This is a genomic window from Pseudomonadota bacterium (assembly GCA_023229365.1).
In the GTDB taxonomy this organism is placed as follows: Bacteria; Myxococcota_A; Polyangia; order JAAYKL01; family JAAYKL01; genus JALNZK01.
Genome location: JALNZK010000115.1, coordinates 1 through 17,137 on the forward strand (window position 1 = coordinate 1; position 17,137 = coordinate 17,137).

At 73.1% G+C, this 17,137-nt stretch carries 13 protein-coding genes; 10 read left to right on the forward strand and 3 right to left on the reverse strand.

Annotated elements, in window-relative coordinates; genetic code table 11:
* From M0R80_25935 to M0R80_25950, 4 genes are all read left to right on the forward strand, one after another.
* Window positions 1-3,443, forward strand: a 3,443-nt coding sequence (locus M0R80_25935) for a DUF3857 and transglutaminase domain-containing protein (protein ID MCK9463078.1), incomplete at its 5' end; no start/stop codon positions are given.
* Window positions 3,440-7,126: a tetratricopeptide repeat protein gene (locus tag M0R80_25940; GenBank protein MCK9463079.1), complete on the forward strand. Its 3,687-nt coding sequence runs from the start codon at window positions 3,440-3,442 to the stop codon at window positions 7,124-7,126. The genes M0R80_25935 and M0R80_25940, both read left to right, overlap by 4 nt.
* Window positions 7,127-7,257: 131 nt before the next feature.
* Window positions 7,258-7,881 carry a transcriptional repressor LexA gene (gene lexA / locus M0R80_25945; GenBank protein MCK9463080.1) on the forward strand — a complete coding sequence of 208 codons (624 nt, stop codon included), beginning with the start codon at window positions 7,258-7,260 and terminating at the stop codon, window positions 7,879-7,881.
* The gene (locus M0R80_25950) at window positions 7,882-8,898 is read left to right on the forward strand and encodes an aspartate-semialdehyde dehydrogenase (GenBank protein MCK9463081.1); all 1,017 of its coding nucleotides are present in this window, start codon (window positions 7,882-7,884) and stop codon (window positions 8,896-8,898) included.
* Here M0R80_25950 and M0R80_25955 read toward each other — a convergent pair.
* Window positions 8,852-9,595: a spermidine synthase gene (locus tag M0R80_25955; protein MCK9463082.1), complete on the reverse strand. Its 744-nt coding sequence runs from the start codon at window positions 9,593-9,595 to the stop codon at window positions 8,852-8,854. The genes M0R80_25950 and M0R80_25955 overlap by 47 nt on opposite strands.
* Window positions 9,596-9,699: 104 nt before the next feature.
* On the opposite strand from M0R80_25955, the gene M0R80_25960 reads away from it, so the two are divergent.
* The 5 genes from M0R80_25960 (at window position 9,700) to glmM (ending at window position 14,257) form a co-directional block, all read left to right on the forward strand.
* A complete protein-coding gene (locus M0R80_25960) occupies window positions 9,700-10,428 on the forward strand; it encodes a hypothetical protein (protein ID MCK9463083.1) in 729 nt (242 codons plus the stop codon).
* 70 nt (window positions 10,429-10,498) lie between these two features.
* The gene (locus tag M0R80_25965) at window positions 10,499-11,605 is read left to right on the forward strand and encodes a PEGA domain-containing protein (protein ID MCK9463084.1); all 1,107 of its coding nucleotides are present in this window, start codon (window positions 10,499-10,501) and stop codon (window positions 11,603-11,605) included.
* 27 nt (window positions 11,606-11,632) lie between these two features.
* Complete coding sequence (locus tag M0R80_25970; protein ID MCK9463085.1) at window positions 11,633-12,151, forward strand: DUF1566 domain-containing protein; 519 nt, start codon at window positions 11,633-11,635, stop codon at window positions 12,149-12,151.
* Between the two features lie 4 nt (window positions 12,152-12,155).
* Window positions 12,156-12,854: a dickkopf-related protein gene (locus tag M0R80_25975; protein ID MCK9463086.1), complete on the forward strand. Its 699-nt coding sequence runs from the start codon at window positions 12,156-12,158 to the stop codon at window positions 12,852-12,854.
* A gap of 50 nt (window positions 12,855-12,904) precedes the next feature.
* Window positions 12,905-14,257, forward strand: a complete 1,353-nt coding sequence (gene glmM / locus M0R80_25980) for a phosphoglucosamine mutase (protein MCK9463087.1) — start codon at window positions 12,905-12,907, stop codon at window positions 14,255-14,257.
* A gap of 22 nt (window positions 14,258-14,279) precedes the next feature.
* Here the strand turns inward: glmM and M0R80_25985 are convergent, their stop codons facing one another.
* Together M0R80_25985 and M0R80_25990 are read right to left on the reverse strand one after the other, a co-directional pair.
* Window positions 14,280-16,082: an ATP-binding cassette domain-containing protein gene (locus M0R80_25985; GenBank protein ID MCK9463088.1), complete on the reverse strand. Its 1,803-nt coding sequence runs from the start codon at window positions 16,080-16,082 to the stop codon at window positions 14,280-14,282.
* 2 nt (window positions 16,083-16,084) lie between these two features.
* Entirely contained in the window at window positions 16,085-16,663 is a 579-nt protein-coding gene (locus M0R80_25990) for a hypothetical protein (GenBank protein MCK9463089.1), read from the reverse strand.
* A 250-nt stretch (window positions 16,664-16,913) separates the two neighbouring features.
* On the opposite strand from M0R80_25990, the gene M0R80_25995 reads away from it, so the two are divergent.
* Window positions 16,914-17,137 (forward strand): hypothetical protein (locus M0R80_25995; GenBank protein ID MCK9463090.1); only part of this gene is annotated, 224 nt, incomplete at its 3' end.

Here is a 17,137-nt window from a genome sequence, read left to right on the forward strand (position 1 = left end):
TCGCGCCCTCCCTGAGGGCCGAGGGCTTCGGCCGGAGCCTCGCGGATCTGCGCCGCGACGTCGCGCGCTCGCCGGGCGATCCGGCCGCGGAGCTCGTCGCGCTCGAGGCGTTCGCGCAATGGGACGACGACCCCGCGGCGGTGCGCGAGCTGCTCGAGGCGATGCTCGCGACGCAGCGGCTCGGGCCCAGGGCGAGGGAGCGCGTCCTCGATCTCCTCGAAGAGGCCGATCTCCGCGAGGGACACCCCGACGACGCCTCGGCGCGCGCGCGGGATCGCGGCTTCCTCTCGTCATGGCGCGTGCTCGGCCCGCTCGGCCCGGACGCGGCCGCCGCAGACGTCTCCGACTTCGTCGCCGATCGCGCGCACGACGGCGTCCGCGGCAAGGTGCTTTGGCGCGTCGCGCCCGCGGAGGCGACGGCGTTCGGCACGCTCCGGCTGGACGCGCTCTTCTCCCGCCACGAGGATATCTGCGCGCTCGCGGCGACCGATTTCGACGCCGGGAAGGCGGGGCGCGGCGTGCTGCGCCTCTCCGCCGCGGGCTCGCTGACGGCGCTCTGGAACGGGGCGCGGATCGCGCACGACGGCGCGTACCGCGAGCGCGCCTCGCGGGACCGGATCGCGGCCGGGATCGCCGTCCGCGCGGGCCGCAACAGCCTCGTGGTCCGCGTCTGCGCGGGCGAGCGCGGTGCCATGGCGCTCGCGGCGCGCGTGATCGACGTGGGGGGCGCGCGCGGGTCCTCCCGGGCGCCCGACGGCGCCGACGGCGCCCTGTACGCGCTCCTGACCGGCGCGATCCACCCGGGTTCGCACCGGGAGCGCGATCTCGCGAAGGCGGCGTGCGCCTCGTCGAGGGAGGCGCGGCCGTGCCTGATCTGGGGCGCGCTGGCGCTCGACGCAAACGAACGGAGGCTCGCCGCCGAGGCCGCGCGCACGCGGGAGCCCGGTTGCCCGGAGGCGGCGATCGCCCTCTCGCGGGTCGAGGCGGAGGCCGGTGATCCGGTCCGCGCGCTCGCCGCGCTCGAGGCGGCCTCGAAGAGCGCCAGGAGCCTCTCGGTCGATCTCGCGCGGCTCGAGATCCTCGCCTCGCGCGGCTTCCCGCTCGAGGCGCTCCGGCGCCTCGGGCAGCTCGGGGTCCGGGATCGACGGGCTCCTTCGTTGTGGATCGCGGCGTCCCGCCTCGCCGAGCGGGCCGGCGTCGACGCGGAGCGGCTCCGTTGCGACGCGAAGACGACCGAGGCTCGCTTCGATCTCGCGGCCCCGCACCTCTCGCTCGCGCGCGCCGCCGCTGCCCGCGGCGACGGGAAGACGTTCGAGACGGAGCTCCGCGCGGCCGTCGCCGGAGCGCCGTACGAGAGGGAGCGGCTCTTCGCGGTCGGCGCGGCGTTCGAGCGCGCCGCGCGGTTCGCCGAGGCCGAGGCGATCCTGAAGCGCCTGCTCGCGCTGGATCCGGAGGACGCCGAGGCGACGAAGCGGCTCGGGCTGCTCGCGATCCGCAAGGGGGAGCGCGACGAGGGGCTGCGCCTCCTCGGCGAGGCCTCGCGTTGGGATCCGGGCGACGCGTGGCTCGCGGGCTACCTCGACGCGGTGGCGCCGTCGGCGCGCTTCGAGGACCCGTTCGTCGTCCCGCCCGAGGAGTTCCTCGCGTGGCGCGGCGGCTCGGGGGGGAGCGCGGCGTACCTCGTCGACTCGCAGGTCGTCCACGTCGAGCCGTCCGGCCTCGCGTCGCGCTTCCACCAGCTCGTGATCGAGGTGCGCGGCGAGCCCTCGGCGAGGGAGCAGAGGACCCACACCGTCGAGTACGCGCCGTCCGCCCAACGCGTGAAGATCCTGGCCGCCCGGGTGTTCCGCAGGAACGGCGAGGTGGAGAGCGCGACCGGCCGGGCCACGGCGCCTATCGCGGAGCCGTGGTACCGCCTCTACTACGACCTCGAGGCGGAGCTCGTCGAGCTGCCGGCGCTCATGCCCGGCGACGTCGTCGAGTACAGGTACCGCGTCGACGACACCCGGGTGATGCGGTTCGCGGAGGGCTACTTCGGCGACTTCACGTACGCGGTGAACACCCACCCGAAGAAGCTCTGGCGGTACGCGCTCATCGCGCCGACCGCGACGGCGATCGAGATCGCGGAGCCGGACTTGACGGGCCTCCAGCGGACGAGCTCCGAGGCGAACGGCGAGACGACGCGCGTCTTCGAGGCCCGCGACGTCCCCGCGCTCGCCGCCGAGCCCGCGATGCACGGCGAGAGCGCCGGCCGCGCCTACCTCCACCTCTCCACCTTCCGCACGTTCGAGGAGCTCGGGCGCTGGTACGAGGATCTGATCCGCGATCAGCTGCTCGCCGACTCGCGGATCCGCGCCAAGGCGATCGAGCTCGCGGCGCGCGCGAGGACGCCGGCGCAGAAGGTGGCGGCGATCTACGGGTGGGTCGTCGGCGCGACGCGGTACGTGGGGCTCGAGTTCGGCGTGCACGGCTACAAGCCGTACCGGGCGGCGGCGGTCATGTCGCGCGGGTTCGGCGACTGCAAGGACAAGGCAGCGCTCCTCGTCGCGCTCCTCGGCGAGGTCGGCGTCGAGGCCGAGCTCGTGCTCGTGCGCACGCGGTCGCAGGGGGACGTGGGTCCTCGGCCCGCGTCGCTCGAGGTCTTCAACCACGCCATCGTCCACGTCCCGAAGCTCGGGCTGTGGCTCGACGGCACGGCCGAGCACCACGGCTCGCGCGAGCTCCCGTTCGAGGATCAGGGCGCGCTCGCGCTGCGGCTCACGCGCGAAGGCCCGGTGCTGACGCGAACGCCCGTGGCCGCGGCGGCCGACAGCTCCCTGACCGAGCGGCTGCGCGCCTCGATCGGCGGCGACGGGCGGGCGAGGATAGCGGCGACGCTCGAGCTCCGCGGTGCCGGCTTCGCGCCAGCGTACCGGCGGGAGTTCGAGACGTCGGGCAACCGCGCCGAGCGGTTCGCCGCGGTCGCGGCGGACAGGTTCCCGGGATCGGAGATCGCGTCCGCGTCGTTCGCCGGGCTCGGAGCGCTCGAGGGCGCGGTCCGCGTCCGCTACGAGGCGACCGTCGCGTCGCTCGGCAGGACGAGCGGCGGCGGGATGCTCGTCTCCATCGACAAGGGGGAGCGGCTCCAGGAGCGCTACGCCTCGCTCCCCGCGCGCGAGCACTCGCTCGAGATCGGACCCCGCCGCGTCGTCTCGCGCGAGGCGATCGTCGAGGTGCCAAGCGGGTTCCGGGTCGCGCGCGCGCCGGAGCGGACGCGGATCGAGACGGAGTTCGGCTCGCTCGAGCTGGACGCGTCGGTCTCGGACGGCTCGGTGCGCGTCACCCGGCGCTTCGAGCTCGACGCGCACGAGGTCGAGCCGGAGGCGTACTTGCGGTTCGCGGCGTTCTGCCGGGACGTCGATCAGGCGCTCGCCGCGCCGATCGTCTTCGAGAGGTCGCCGTGATCCGCCGCGCCCCGACCGCGATCCTCGCGCTCGCCGCCCTCGCCTGCGGCGCCTGCTCCTTCGCGGCGCAGGGCGCCCGCGGAGCGAAGGCGCTCTCTCCCGCGGAGCGCGCCTACCTCGTCGACGGCGACGCAGACAGGGCCGAGGATCTCCTCGCCGCAGCGCTCGAAGAGTCGCCAGCGGACGCCGCGGCCGAGTTCCTGCTCGCCGATCTCCTCGACGCGACCGGCCGTCCGGCCGAGGCGGCGGAGCGCTATCTGCGCGTCGTCGCCAGGGGCCGAGAGGACCGCTCTCTCGGCGACGTCTCCACCGCCGCCGCCATGGCGATCGTCGCGATCCGCGATCGCGTGCCCGTCTTCCGGGACCGCTTCGCGGCAGTTGCGGGGTCGCTCGACGATCCCGGCGCGCTGCCGCTGGAGGCCGCCTTCGAGCTGCGCAACCTCGCGTTCGGCCTCGCGCTGCGGCTCGAGAACGATGCCGCGAGCCGCGCGGCGGCGCGCGACGCCACCGGCTGCCTGACCCGTTGGGAGATCTCGGGCCCCTACGGCCCCGCTGCGTTCGACGCGCTCGATCGCGCGCGCGAACAGCTCCCGCACTTCGGGACGGCCGTCCCCTGGCCGATCGAGGCGCGCCTCGGCCCTGGCCGCGGGCTCTCGGCCGCGCGTGTCGAGGAGGCGTCGCGCTGCACGATCGCCGCCTTCGATCCGGCGGTCCCGGAGCCCGGGCTGGGGCTCGCGCGGACCGTCGTGGCGCTGCCGCGGGCCGAGATCGTCCTGTTCCGGCTCGAGTCCGACACCTCGGCCCGGGTGTACGCGGGCAACGTGGAGATCTTCTCCTTCGACAGGCGCGGCGCCTGGCCGCCCCGGTACCGCTGGTTCGCGGCCGCGTTGCCGGCGGGCAACACCGAGATCGCGGTCGCGATCGCGCACCCGGAGGTCCGGCCGGTGTTCTCGCTCGTCGCGGTGCGCGCCGCGAACGGCGCGCCGGTTCCGTCCCACGGTCCCGGGCTCCTCCCGTCCGGCGCCGCCGCCGCCGCGATCCCGCTCCCCGAGGAGCCGGGCGCGCGCACGGCCACGGCGGCGCTCGCGCGGCTGCGGGCCGCGATCTGGCGTTCGGATGGCGCCGCCACGGCGCGCGAGACGGCCGCGCTGGAGAGGCTCGGCGCCGCGGGCTCCTGGCCGATGCTCGCCGCGGCAGCGGAGGCCGCGCTCGCGTCCCCGGAGCAGCCGCTCGACGCGGCGTTCGAGAGCTCTCGGCGGTTGCTGTCGCGCGCCCTCGCGCTCGAACCGCGGCTCTGGTCCGCCCGCCTCGCGGTCGCCCGCGCCGAGTCCGCCGACGGCAGGCCGGAGGTCGCCTACGGCCTCCTGCGGGAAGGGCTCGCGCTCAACCCCGACGAGCCGTCCGTCGCCGAGCGGCTCGCGGATCTCTGCCTCGAGATCGGCTACGCCGCCGAGGCCGCCGAGGCCGCCCGGGAGCTCGGCGCCCTCGTGGCGGGATCGTGCCCGGCCAAGGCGTACGCGCTCGCCGCCGCGCGCGGCGCGGTCGACGGTTCGCGCCTGCTCGAGATGGCGGCGGATCTCGCGGCGTGCGATCGGACGAGCGACGCGCTCGCGAACGCGCTCCTCGAGGCCCAGCGCTACGACGAGGCGCAGGTCGAGCTCCGGCGCCTCCTCGACCGCGACCCCGAGAGCCCGGCGCTCATCGACGCGTCGACCCGCGCGGCGCTCGCGGCCGGCGATCTCGACGGGTTCGTCGGCGGGATGCGGCGCCTCTTCGCGCTCCGGCCGTTTTCGCAGGAGCGGCGGCGGGCGCTCGCGGACGCGCTCGCGGGCGCCGGGCGCGTGGGGGAGGCGCACGCCCTGATCGCGGGGGGACGCGCCGCGGACGCGGCCGCCTTCGAGGGAGCCGATCTCCACACCGCGCTGCGCGTCGACGGCCTGGCCGCCATCGCCGCGTTCCGTGCGGCGCGCCCGATCTACGGCACCGGCTCGGCGTGGGTGCTCGATCGCGCGGTCCACGTGATCGGCCGCGACGGCTCCCGCACCGAGATCGTCCACAACATCGCCGCGATCCTCACCGCCGGCGCCGTCGCCGAGCACGGCGAGGTCGAGGTCCCGGACGACGCCACGATCCTCACCGCCCGCGCCGTCAAGCCCGACGGCACGGTGCGCACCCCGGAGCGGATCCCGGGCAAGGCGAGCCTGTCGCTCCCCGACCTCGCGGCGGGCGACTTCGTGGAGGTCGAGTACGCGCGCTGGTCGCCGCCGTCCCCCGTGTTCCTCGGCGGCTTCGACACGGGCCGCTTCTACTTCCGCGACTTCGACCACGTCTTTCGGAGATCCGAGATCGTCGTCGTCGCGCCGCTTGCGACGCCGCTCGAGATCGACCCCCGCGGCGACGCGCCCCCCGCCGCCGAGCGGATCTTCGGCGATCTCCGCGTCCTCACGTTCCGCGCGCGGGACGTGGCGCCCGCGGTCGAGGAGCCGCTCGCGCCGCACGCCGCCGAGCTGTTGCCCTCGATCCGCGTAACGTCCGGCGCTTCGGTCGAAGCGATCTGCGCTCGGGTCCGGGATCTGCTCGCGGATCGCGAAAGGGGCACGCCCGCGATCGACGCCGTTGCTGCGCGCGCCGTCGAGGGGATCGACGAGGCGGATCGAGGGAAGCGGCTCGCGGCGCTCTACGCGTGGACCATGGCCAACGTCGCCGAGGACGGCGAGCTCGCGGATCCGGCGAGCCACATCCTGTCGCGGCGCAGGGGGAGCCGGGCGCGTGCCTTCCTCGCCCTCGCGCGCGCGGCCGGTCTCGACGGGCGGCTCGCCTTCGTCCGCTCCGCGCACGCCGACGACACGCGCGCAGACGGCACGAGCCTCGACAGGCTCGAGCGCGTCGCGGTCTCCGTGGACGGGCGGTGGGCGAGCTTCGAGACCGACGCCGCGCCGTTCGGCTACCTGCCGCCCGATCTGCGCCACCGCCCCGCCCTCTTCCCGGATCGCTGCGAGACGGCGACGACGGACGGCGGCGCAATCCCCGTGGACAGGCGGGTCGTCGAGGTCGCGCTCGAGATCGGCCCCGGCGGGGAGGCGACCGCACGCGTGACCGAGACGGTGTCCGGCGAGATCGCGGCGGCGTGGCGCGCCGAGCTGCGGGCCGCGACGGACGAGGAGCGGGCGCGGCTCTTCTCCGCCGAGCACGTGGCCGACGTCGCCCCGGGGGCGACGCTCGTGCGCCTCGCCTTCGCGGGCCTGGACGACGACGACGGCCCGCTCGAGGCGGCCTACGAGCTCGCGTTCCCGAGCTTCGCGCGAAGGGTCTCGGGCTCGCTGCGCGGCGAGCTCCCGTTCTCGCGCTCCCTGGTCCGGGAGCTGGGCGGCCCGAGAGCCCGGAGCGCCCCCGCGGTGCTCGCGACCTACCTCGACGAGTCGATCTCCATCACGGTGACTCCGCCCGACGGCCTCGCCGTCCGCACGGACGACGACGACGGCAGCGCCGCGGCCTCCTGCGGCAGCGCCGCGCGGAGGATCACCGCCGGGACGGGGACGCTGAACGTCCGTCACGAGCTCCACCTGAACGCGGGCCGGATCGCGCCCGCCGACTACCCCGCGCTCGTCGATTTCGCAGCCGCGTCCGACGACTTGTCCACAGTGGGGTTCGAGCTCGCGGACGCCGCGCAGCCGCGCGGATGAGCGCGTTTTCGATCACGTTTCACACAGGTTGTCCACACAATTTGACCCCGCAACCAACGTTCAGTAGAATTTGCCTGGCTCTCGACATTTTCTCGAACCTCGAGCACCGCGGTTCCGGAAGGGTGGGCGGCATGCAAGGACTCACGAAAAGACAGCAGATGGTATTGGACTACATCTCCCAATCCATCAACGATCGCGGTTATCCGCCCACGCTCCGCGAGATCGGCTCCCACATGGGCATCCGCTCGACCAACGGCGTGAACGACCACCTGCGCGCCCTCGAGCGCAAGGGCTACCTGAAGCGCGAGGATATGAAGTCGCGCGCGCTGCGGCCCGTACACGTCGGCGCGGCGGAACAAGACTCGACGGTGTCGATCCCGGTCGTCGGCCGGGTCGCGGCCGGACAGCCGGTGCTCGCAGAGGAGAACGTGGAAGATGTCGTCGTCGTCGATCGTTTCTTCGTCGGGAACCAGCGGGAGGTGTTCGGCCTCCACGTGCGCGGCGACTCGATGATCGACGCGGGGATTCACGATGGCGACTTCATCTTCGTGCGCAGGCAGATGCACGCCGACAAGGGCAACGTCGTCGTCGCGCTCATCGGCGACGAGGCGACCGTCAAGTACTACCACCCGGGACCGGACGCGATCCGGCTCGTCGCGGCGAACGCCGCCTACGCCCCCATCATCATCCGCCGGGAGGACTTCCGGCCCACGCAGATCCTCGGCGTCGTCATCGGCGTCTTCCGGCGCGTCTAGATGCGGACCATGAACGTCGCGGTCGTCGGCGCCACGGGCGCCGTGGGCAGGACCATGCTCGACGTCCTCGCGCAGCGCGGCTTCCCCGTGGGCGCCGTGCATGCCGTCGCCTCGGAGCGCAGCCGCGATAAGCGCGTCGCGTTCGCCGGCCGGGAGCTCGCGGTCGAACCGCTCCCGACGTTCGACTTCTCGGGCGTCGACGTCGCGCTCTTCTCGGCGGGCGGCTCGACCAGCCTCGCGCACGCGCCGCGGGCCGCGGCCGCGGGGGCCGTGGTCGTCGACAACACCTCCGCGTTCCGGCGCGACGCGGACGTGCCGCTCGTCGTCCCCGAGGTGAACCCGGGCGACGTCGCGGACCGTCCGCGCGGCATCATCGCCAACCCGAACTGCTCCACCATCCAGATGGTCGTCGCCCTCGCGCCGCTGCACGCGCACGCGCGCATCCGCCGCATCGTCGTCGCGACGTACCAGTCGGTCTCCGGCGCCGGTACCCGCGCCATGGACGAGCTGCGCCGCACCTCGATCGACGCGCTCGACGGCAAGGCGGTCGTCGCCGGCCCCGTGTTCCCGCACCCGATCGCGTTCAACTGCCTGCCGCAGATCGACGTGTTCGAGGACGACGGCTACACGAAGGAGGAGCACAAGATGATGTTCGAGACGCGCAAGATCTTCCACGATCCGTCGATCCGCGTCTCGGCCACGTGCGTGCGCGTGCCGGTGCTCGTCGGCCACGCCGAGGCGGTCAACGTCGAGCTCGAGGGGCCGATCTCGCCCGAGGAGGCGCGCGCGCTGCTCGCCGGGGCGCCCGGCGTCGAGCTCGTCGACGCGCCGGCGGAGCGCCGCTACCCCATGCAGTCGCTGTGCGCCGGCCGCGATCCGGTGCTGGTGGGCCGGATCCGGCGCGACCCCTCGCGGGAGAACGCGCTCGACCTGTGGATCGCGGCCGACAACCTGCGCAAGGGCGCGGCGCTCAACGCCGTGCAGATCGCGGAGATCCTGCTCGCCGAAGGGCGCTGAGGCGCTCGGGGCCTCTCGCCGCGCGGCCCAGCCACACGACGTGACGGCGGCCGCCCTTGGCGCCGCGGGCGCGCACGTCGACGACCTCCACCTCGAACCCGGCGCGCCGCATCCGCCGGGTGAACCCCGCGTCCGGCGCGGCCGACCAGACCCCCAGCACGCCGCCCGGCGAGAGGGCGGCGTACGCGGCCTCGAGCCCCGCCGCGGAGTACAGCCAGTCGTTGGCCGCCTGCGTCAGCGCCGCCGGCCCGTTGTCCACGTCGAGCAGGACGGCGTCCCACGGCGATTCGGGGGCGCGGATCAGGTCGGCCACGTCGCCCTCGTACACCGAGGCGCGCGGATCCGAGAGCGGCGCCCCGGCCTCCCCCGCGAGCGGACCGCGGTTCCAGCGGATCACCGCCGGCACGAGCTCGGCCACCACCACGCGCGCGTCCGGGCCGACCTTGCGCAGCGCCGCCGCCAGGGTGAACCCCATCCCCAGGCCGCCCACCAGCACCCGCGCGTCCGGGCGCGGCCCCAGCCGCTCGTGGGCGAGATCGAAGAGCGCCTCCTCCGAGCCGTGGGACCTGTTGCTCATCAGCTCGCGCCCGTCCACGCGGATCACGAGCTCGCGCCCGCGCCGCATGAGCGCCATGACGCTCTGCGCGCCCGCCGCCCCCGGAATCGCCTCGCTGTCCATCAGCACCCACGTGTCCATGAGAACGCCCCTCACCGAACGTGCCGCATCATAACGGCGATCCCGCGTTTGCCGCGAGCGGAACCGGACTGTATGCTTTTATCGAACATCGGGAGGATCAACCCGTGAGCTCCGACGAGATCATCGTCATCGACTTCGAGCGCGTCGAGGAGATCGAGCGGGAGCTCGCGCAGAACTTCCACAACGGCGGCGCGATGGCCCGCGGCGGGATCGAGGCCGAGGAGAACCAGCTCCGCACGGTCGCGATCGTGCACCCGGCGGACGGCGCCGTGCTCGAGCTCGCGGCGCGCGTCGTCTGGGTGGGCGAGCAGGACGGCGCGCGGGCGGTGGGGCTGGCCTTCGAGAAGTTCGGCCAGGATCTGCGCCGGCGGATCGCGGAGTTCGTGACCTCGCACGCGGCGCCTCCGGTCGAGGAGCCCGCCGCGGCACCGCCGCCGCGCGTCCACGAGCGGATGCGCGGGCTCACCTCCGCGGAGCAGATGAAGGTGGCGCGCGAGGGCGAGGCGACCGAGCGCATGGTGCTCGAGCGGATCTACGGGAAGGTCGTCTGGGAGGCGCTCCTGCGCAACCCCCGGGTCACGGTGCCGGAGGTGGCGCGCATCGCGCGCATGGGCAACCTGCCGATCCCCCTCCTGGACCTGATCGTCGGGAACGGCGCATGGCTCGCGAGCCCCACGGTGCGCCGCGCCCTGCTCGGCAACCCCCGGCTCGGCGGCGAGGCGATCACCCGGGTGCTGCGCGCCATGCCGTTCGGCGAGCTCAAGCTCGTCCCCAGGCAGACCGTCTACTCGGCGCAGGTGCGCGAGGCGGCGCGCCGGATTCTGCCCAAGTGAAGGCCGAAAAAGCGGGTGCATCCACCGCGCGGGGTGCTAGGCTTCCGGTATTCGGAATCGGGAACGGAAGATGAGCTGCACGGCAACACGCTGGACATCTGTCGCAATCGGCCTCGCGCTGTCGATCGTAGCCGCGACCGCGTCCGCGGGCTCGGCGAAGGCCGAGGCGGAGCAGCACTTCAAGGCCGGGAACGCGCTGGTGGAGAACGAGGACTACGCGGCCGCGATCGCGGAGTTCGAGCTGTCGGTGCGCCTCTACCCGACGAAGATGGGGCTGTTCAACCTGGCGAACGCCTACAAGGCACAGAACCGATACGGCGACGCCCTCGAGGCGCTCTCCCGGCTCGAGCGCGACTTCGCGGGCAAGCTCGGCGGCCTCGCCGTCGAGGTCCAGACCCTGAAGAGCACGATCGAGGGGATGGTGGGGCGGCTCGACGTCAAGGTCGACCGCGACGGCGCGACGATCGTCGTCGACGGCGCACAGGTCGGCACGAGCCCGCTCGCCGGGCCGCTCGTCGTCGCGCCCGGGGATCGCGCCGTCGAGGCGCGCCTCGCGGGGTTCGTGACGGCGTCGCAGACCGTGCGGATCGCGGCGAGGGGCAGGACGGAGGTCGCGTTCGCGCTCGAAGAGGAGGCGGCGCCCCCGCCCGCGATCGCTCCCGTCCCGGCCGAGGGACCTCCCGCGGCCGCAGAAACGGCACCCGCCGCGCCCGCCTCCGCAGAGGCCGCGCCCGCCCCGCAGCCCGCGCCTCCCGAGCCCCCCGCGCTCCCCAAGAGGAGCCCGCGACAGCGCGCGTTCCGGGGCGGGGCGTGGGCGAGCTTCATCGTCGGCGTCGCCTCGGGGCTCGCGTCCGGCGCGATCTACGGCGTCGCGGCCACGATGAAGGACGATTTCAAAGACGCGCGCGACGACTACAATGCCGCGGTGGAGGATCTCGAGTCCGACGGGCCGTCCGTCGCGATCGCCGCGGACGGGCAGCGCGCCTGGAGCGACATGGAGGACGCGAGGGAGGCCGGCATGAAGTGCCAGAAGGCGGGGCTCGGCTTCGCCATCGGCGCGGGCGTCCTCGTCGCCGCCGCGACGGCGCTGTTCCTGGCGGACCACTACAAGGAAGAGAGCGCCGAGGAGACGATCGCCTTGACCGCCGCCCCGGGCGGCGTCGCCCTGGAGTTCTAGATGGAGCGCGCGAGGACAAAGCACCGGATGTTGATGCCGTCAGTCGCGGTCGCCGCCTTTGTCGCGGCCGGCTGCTCCGACTTCGAGATGCCCGAGAAGATCGACACCGGCACGCTCAATTGCGAGGGCGGCCGTCACGACCCGGCGACCGGGTTGTGCTGGCAGTACCCGACGACGGACGAGGCGTTCTACTGGCAGGACGCGGTCAACTACTGTGACGAGCTCGACATCGAGGGGCACGACGACTGGCGCCTCCCGAGCCTGGACGACTTCGTCGGGCTGTTCAACGACTGCGACATCGACATGGGGAGCTACTACGGGTGGTGCGCGTCGTGCGATCAGAGCGAGGTCTGCGACACGCTCTTCGACGAAGGCTTCCCTTGGGGCGGCCAGGTCTGGACCTCTCTGCCGTGCGATCAAGGCCCGGGCTACGCGTGGGTGGCGAACATCCAATACGACGGCGAGGTGTTCTGCGCCGACGGCGTGAACAACTGGTACAACACCATTTGCGTCCGCGACGAGGCGGACGACGGCGACGGGGAGTAGGCGGATGGCTCTTCGCCGCTCGAGATTGGCCTTCGCCCTCGTCGCCCTCGCGGCGGCGTTCCTCGCGACGCCGTCGTTCGCCCAGGCCCAGTGCGCCAAGGACACCGACTGCAAGGGCGACAGGATCTGCTCGAACGGGCAGTGCGTCGGCTCCGGGCCTTCGGGCGGAGGCAGGGACTGGTCGCTCGCCGCGGGGATCGTCGGCGCCGTCGGCGCGGGCCTCACGATCGGGTTCTCCATGCCGATCGAGTTCGCCGACTTGGACCACATGTCTCCGGCTCCGGTCGTTCTGGCCGGCACCTCGGCGCTCATCACGATCGTCATCTCCCCCGTCACGGAGGCCGGCGGCCGATCGGCCCGCCGCGCGGTGGGCGTGGAGGGCGAGCGGGGCGCCCGGGTCGGCGGCTGGATCTTCTACGGCCTCTACTTCATGTTCATCCCCACGATGGCGACCGTCTCGGTCGCCGTCTTGGACGGGCCGCCGCCGCACGGTTGGATGGCCCTGCTCGGCCTGACCGGGGCGCTGAGCCAGAGCCTCTTCGCCGCGGACGCGTTCGTCGCCCACTCGCAGGCCAAGGCGCTCCGGCCGAAGACCGCGGCCATCACGACAGGGTCCGAGGTCGCGGGCGCCCCGCGGATCGCGCCCTTCGCGTCCCCGACCCCGGACGGGGGCGCCGTCGTCGGCCTGGCGGGATCGTTCTGATCGACGCGGGCAGAGGCCGGGCGAGCGGCCATGCGGAGGAAGGCTCGGACATGGGAAGACTCTTCGGAACGGACGGGGTGAGGGGCGTCGCGAACCTGGCGCCCATCACCGCGGAGATGGCCCTCGAGATCGGGCGCGCCGTGGCCTACGTGTGCAAGCGGCACGGGGATCACCGCCACCGCGTCGTGATCGGGAAGGACACGCGCGTCAGCGGCTACATGCTGGAGAGCGCGCTCACCGCGGGCATCTGCTCGATGGGAGTGGACGTCCTGCTCGTCGGCCCGATGCCGACGCCGGGGATCGCGTTCACCACCCGCAGCATGCGCGCGGACGCGGGCCTCGTGATCTCCGCCTCGCACAACCCCTACCAGGACAACGGCATCAAGATCTTCTCGCGCAGCGGCTTCAAGCTCCCGGACGCCGAGGAGGACGAGATCGAGGACCTGATCGCGTCGGGCCGCATCCGGGACATCCGGCCCACGGCCGACGACATCGGCAAGGCGAAGCGCATCGACGACGCCACCGGGCGCTACATCGTCTTCTGCAAGAACACGTTCCCGGAGGAGCTCAGCCTCGAGGGCCAGAAGATCGTCCTCGACTGCGCGAACGGCGCGACCTACAAGGCCGCCCCGATCATCTTCTCGGAGCTCGGCGCGGACGTCACCGCCATCCACTGCGAGCCCAACGGGGTGAACATCAACCTTCGGTGCGGATCGCAGCACACGGAGGATCTCCGGGCCGAGGTGATCGCGAAAGGGGCGGACGTCGGGCTCGCGTTCGACGGCGACGGGGATCGGCTGATCGCCGTCGACGAGAAGGGGCGGGAGATCACCGGCGACCACGTCATGGTGATCTGCGCCAAGCGCTACAAGGAGCAGGGGCGGCTCCGGAACAACCTGGTCATCTCGACGGTGATGAGCAACTTCGGCTTCGGCCTCGCGCTGAAGGGGCTGGGGATCGTCCACGGCGCGGCCAAGGTCGGGGATCGCTACGTCCTGGAGATGATGCAGGAGCGCGGCGCGGTGTTCGGGGGCGAGGCCTCCGGCCACATGATCTTCCTGGACCACCACACGACCGGCGACGGCATCGTCACCGCCCTGCAGCTGCTGGCGGCGATGAACGAGGCGAAGCTCCCGCTGTCCTCGCTCGCCGAGGAGATGCGCCTGTCCCCCCAGGAGATCGTGAACGTCGACGTGGCCAAGAAGCCCCCGCTCGAGGCGCTGCCCGCGCTGCAGGCGGCCGTGAAGGCGGCCGAGGCCGAGCTCGGCGAGAAGGGGCGCGTGCTGATCCGGTACTCCGGGACGCAGTCCATGTGCCGGGTGATGGTGGAGGGACCGACCGAGGAGACGACCCGGCGCCTGGCGCGGGGCCTCGCGGACACGGTCCGGGAGTGCCTCTGCTAGGTCCCGGCGCGACGGCCCCGGGCTACCTCTTCCCGCTCGCCTCGCGGATCGACTCGAGCTCGGCCCAGAGATCGTAGGCCGCCGCGAGCGCCGCCTCCTCTGCGGCGAGCCGGGCGTTGACGCCGGCCACCTCGACGCCCGCCGTCTTGTAGAAACCCGGATCCGCGAGCGTGGCGCGCAGCCTCCCCGCCTCGGCCTCGAGCGCCTCGATCCGCGCCGGGAGCGCGTCGAGCTCGAGCCGCTCCTTGAACGTCAGCGTGCGCGGGCGCGCCGCCTTCTCGCGCTGACGGACCGGCTGCGCCGCCCGCGGCGCCTCCGCCGCGGCAGGCGGAGGGCGCTGACGGATCCAGTCGTCGTAGCCGCCCACGTACTCGGAGAGGCGCCCGCCGCCCTCGAACACGAGCGTGCTCGTGACGACGTTGTTGAGGAACGCCCGATCGTGGCTCACGAGCAGCACCGTCCCCTCGTACTCGACGAGAAGATCCTCGAACAGCTCGAGCGTCTCGACGTCGAGGTCGTTCGTCGGCTCGTCGAGCACGAGCGTGTTCGCGGGCCGCGCGAACAGCTTCGCGAGCAGGAGGCGGTTCCGCTCCCCGCCGGACAACACCCAGACCGGCGTGCGGGCCCGGTCCGACGAGAACAGGAAGTCCTCGAGGTAGGAGTAGACGTGCCGCGGCGTCCCGCCTATCACGATCGAGTCGCCGTCCGGGGCGAGGTTCTCGACGACGGTCTTCTCGCTGTCGAGCTGCGCCCGGAGCTGGTCGAGGTACGCCACGGCGAGCCCCTCGCCCTGCCGCACCTCGCCGGCCGTCGGCCCGAGCTCCCCGAGCAGGAGCTTGAGCAGCGTCGTCTTCCCCGCGCCGTTGGGGCCGATGATCCCGACCTTGTCGCCGCGCCAGACGACGCCCGAGAAGCCCCGGACGAGCGGCGCGTCGGGGTCGTAGCCGAAGCTCACGTCGATCGCCTCGGCGATCTTCCGCGACGCCCTTCCCGCGGGCGCCACGCCCATCCGCACCGCGCCCTTTCCCTCGCGCCGCCGCCGGGCCTCCTCCCGCATCGAGAGGAGCCGCCGCACGCGGCCCTCGTTCCGGGTCCGGCGCGCCTTGATCCCCTTGCGCAGCCAGACCTCCTCCCCCGCGAGCCGCTTGTCGAACCGCTCGCGCCGGGCCTGCTCGGCCTCGAGCGCGGCGCCCTTGCTCTCGAGGTACGCCGCGTACCGCCCGGGGAAGCTCGTCACGACGCCGCGGTCCAGATCGAGGATCCGCGTGGCGAGCCTGTCGATGAGCACCCGATCGTGGGTGACGAACACGACCGCGCCCGCGAACCTCTCGAGCAGCGCCTCGAGCCGCACCACGGAGTCGATGTCGAGGTGGTTCGTCGGCTCGTCGAGCAGGAGCACGTCCGGCGCGCCGGCCAACGCCCGGGCGAGCAGGAGGCGGCGGCGCTGCCCCCCGGAGAGCGTCGCGCACGAGCTCCGCGCCTCCAGGCCGAGCCGGCCGAGCACGGTGTCGATCTCGTGATCGATCGCGCCCGCGTCGCTGGCATCGTCCGCGTACGCCGCGCGGACGACGTCTCCGCACGTCCCCTCGAGCTCCCGCGGGACGTCCTGGGCGAGCATCGCGGAGCGGACGCCATGCCCGTAGTCCACCGTGCCCGCGTCCGGCGCGATCTCGCGGGCGATCAGCCGCATCAGGGTGGTCTTGCCCTCGCCGTTGCGCCCGACGAGGCAGATCCGCTCGCCGGGCTCGACCGCGAAGCTCACCGCCTCGAGCAGCGCGGCGCCGCCGAAGGAGATCGTCACGTCGCGGACGTTGATGAGGGCCATGACTACTTGGCGACGAAGGACACGGGCTCGCCGTCGCATTGCCCGTTCGTCACCTCGGCGACCCGGACACGGCCCTTGGCGAGCGGCTCGGTCGACTGGGGGTACGTCGCCTTCATGAACGCGAGCGCCTTCTCGTAGTCGTACCCGACCTCGACCAGGTACCCGTCCTCGGTGTTCAGGTGGAAGTCCCCGATGTAGACCACCGAGGCCGCGGGGAGCTCGAAGACGGCCGCGCTCCCGCCGGTGCACACGCTCAGCACGGTCGTCACGGACGGCACGATCCGCATGATCCCGTAGCTCTCGCCCTCGAACGTGGGCGCCAGGGGGACGACGACGTACCCGTTCTCCGGGTTCACGTTGATCACCGCCTTCGCGAGCTCGTTCTGCTGCCACTCCTTGCCCTCGCCCCAGCCCTGGAAGGCCCGGATCTTCATCGACGGCGAGACGCCCATCACGACGACCGAGGAGGACTTGCCGACCTTGAAGCCGGCGCCGGGGGTAAGGTTGGACGCCGCCCCGCACCCCGCGGCGAGCACGGCCGCGACCGCGAACAGGGACAGCTTCGCCTTCGCTGAGGTCATCGTGGAGCCACCGTACCGCCGGTCGGAGGAAGCCACAAGAGCCCGATGCTGTGCGGGGACCTAGTGATCTCGAGCCCGATATGGTTGTCCTCTCCGACGAGCGGCACGTTTCCACGAACGCCTCATCGTTCCCGCCCTCCGACCTCTCTTGCCGCTAGGAGGCCTCGCGTTCGGGACATCCGCCCGCGGCGCCGCACTCCACTGAGGGTTGGGAGGCGCTCCCAGGCAGCGGGAGCGGCGGAGGTCGCAGATGGGACACACGACGATTGCGGTGGCGCTGATCCTTTCTCTCGCAGCCGCGGGCGGCTGCGCCAGCGGGGAGCTCGCGGGCGGGGGCGGCGGCGACGCGGACACCGACGCGGACACCGACACCGACACGGACACCGACGCCGACACCGACACCGACACGGACACCGACGCCGACACCGACACCGACACGGACACCGACGCCGACACCGACCCCGACACCGACAC

Coding starts and splice junctions, on each gene's coding strand:
- lexA (MCK9463080.1), top strand. CDS start 7,258: ATGCAAGGACTCACGAAAAGACAGCAGATGGTATTGGACTACATCTCC.
- M0R80_25950 (MCK9463081.1), top strand. CDS start 7,882: ATGCGGACCATGAACGTCGCGGTCGTCGGCGCCACGGGCGCCGTGGGC.
- M0R80_25955 (MCK9463082.1), bottom strand. CDS start 9,595: ATGGACACGTGGGTGCTGATGGACAGCGAGGCGATTCCGGGGGCGGCG.
- M0R80_25965 (MCK9463084.1), top strand. CDS start 10,499: ATGAGCTGCACGGCAACACGCTGGACATCTGTCGCAATCGGCCTCGCG.
- M0R80_25970 (MCK9463085.1), top strand. CDS start 11,633: ATGTTGATGCCGTCAGTCGCGGTCGCCGCCTTTGTCGCGGCCGGCTGC.
- M0R80_25975 (MCK9463086.1), top strand. CDS start 12,156: ATGGCTCTTCGCCGCTCGAGATTGGCCTTCGCCCTCGTCGCCCTCGCG.
- glmM (MCK9463087.1), top strand. CDS start 12,905: ATGGGAAGACTCTTCGGAACGGACGGGGTGAGGGGCGTCGCGAACCTG.
- M0R80_25985 (MCK9463088.1), bottom strand. CDS start 16,082: ATGGCCCTCATCAACGTCCGCGACGTGACGATCTCCTTCGGCGGCGCC.
- M0R80_25990 (MCK9463089.1), bottom strand. CDS start 16,663: ATGACCTCAGCGAAGGCGAAGCTGTCCCTGTTCGCGGTCGCGGCCGTG.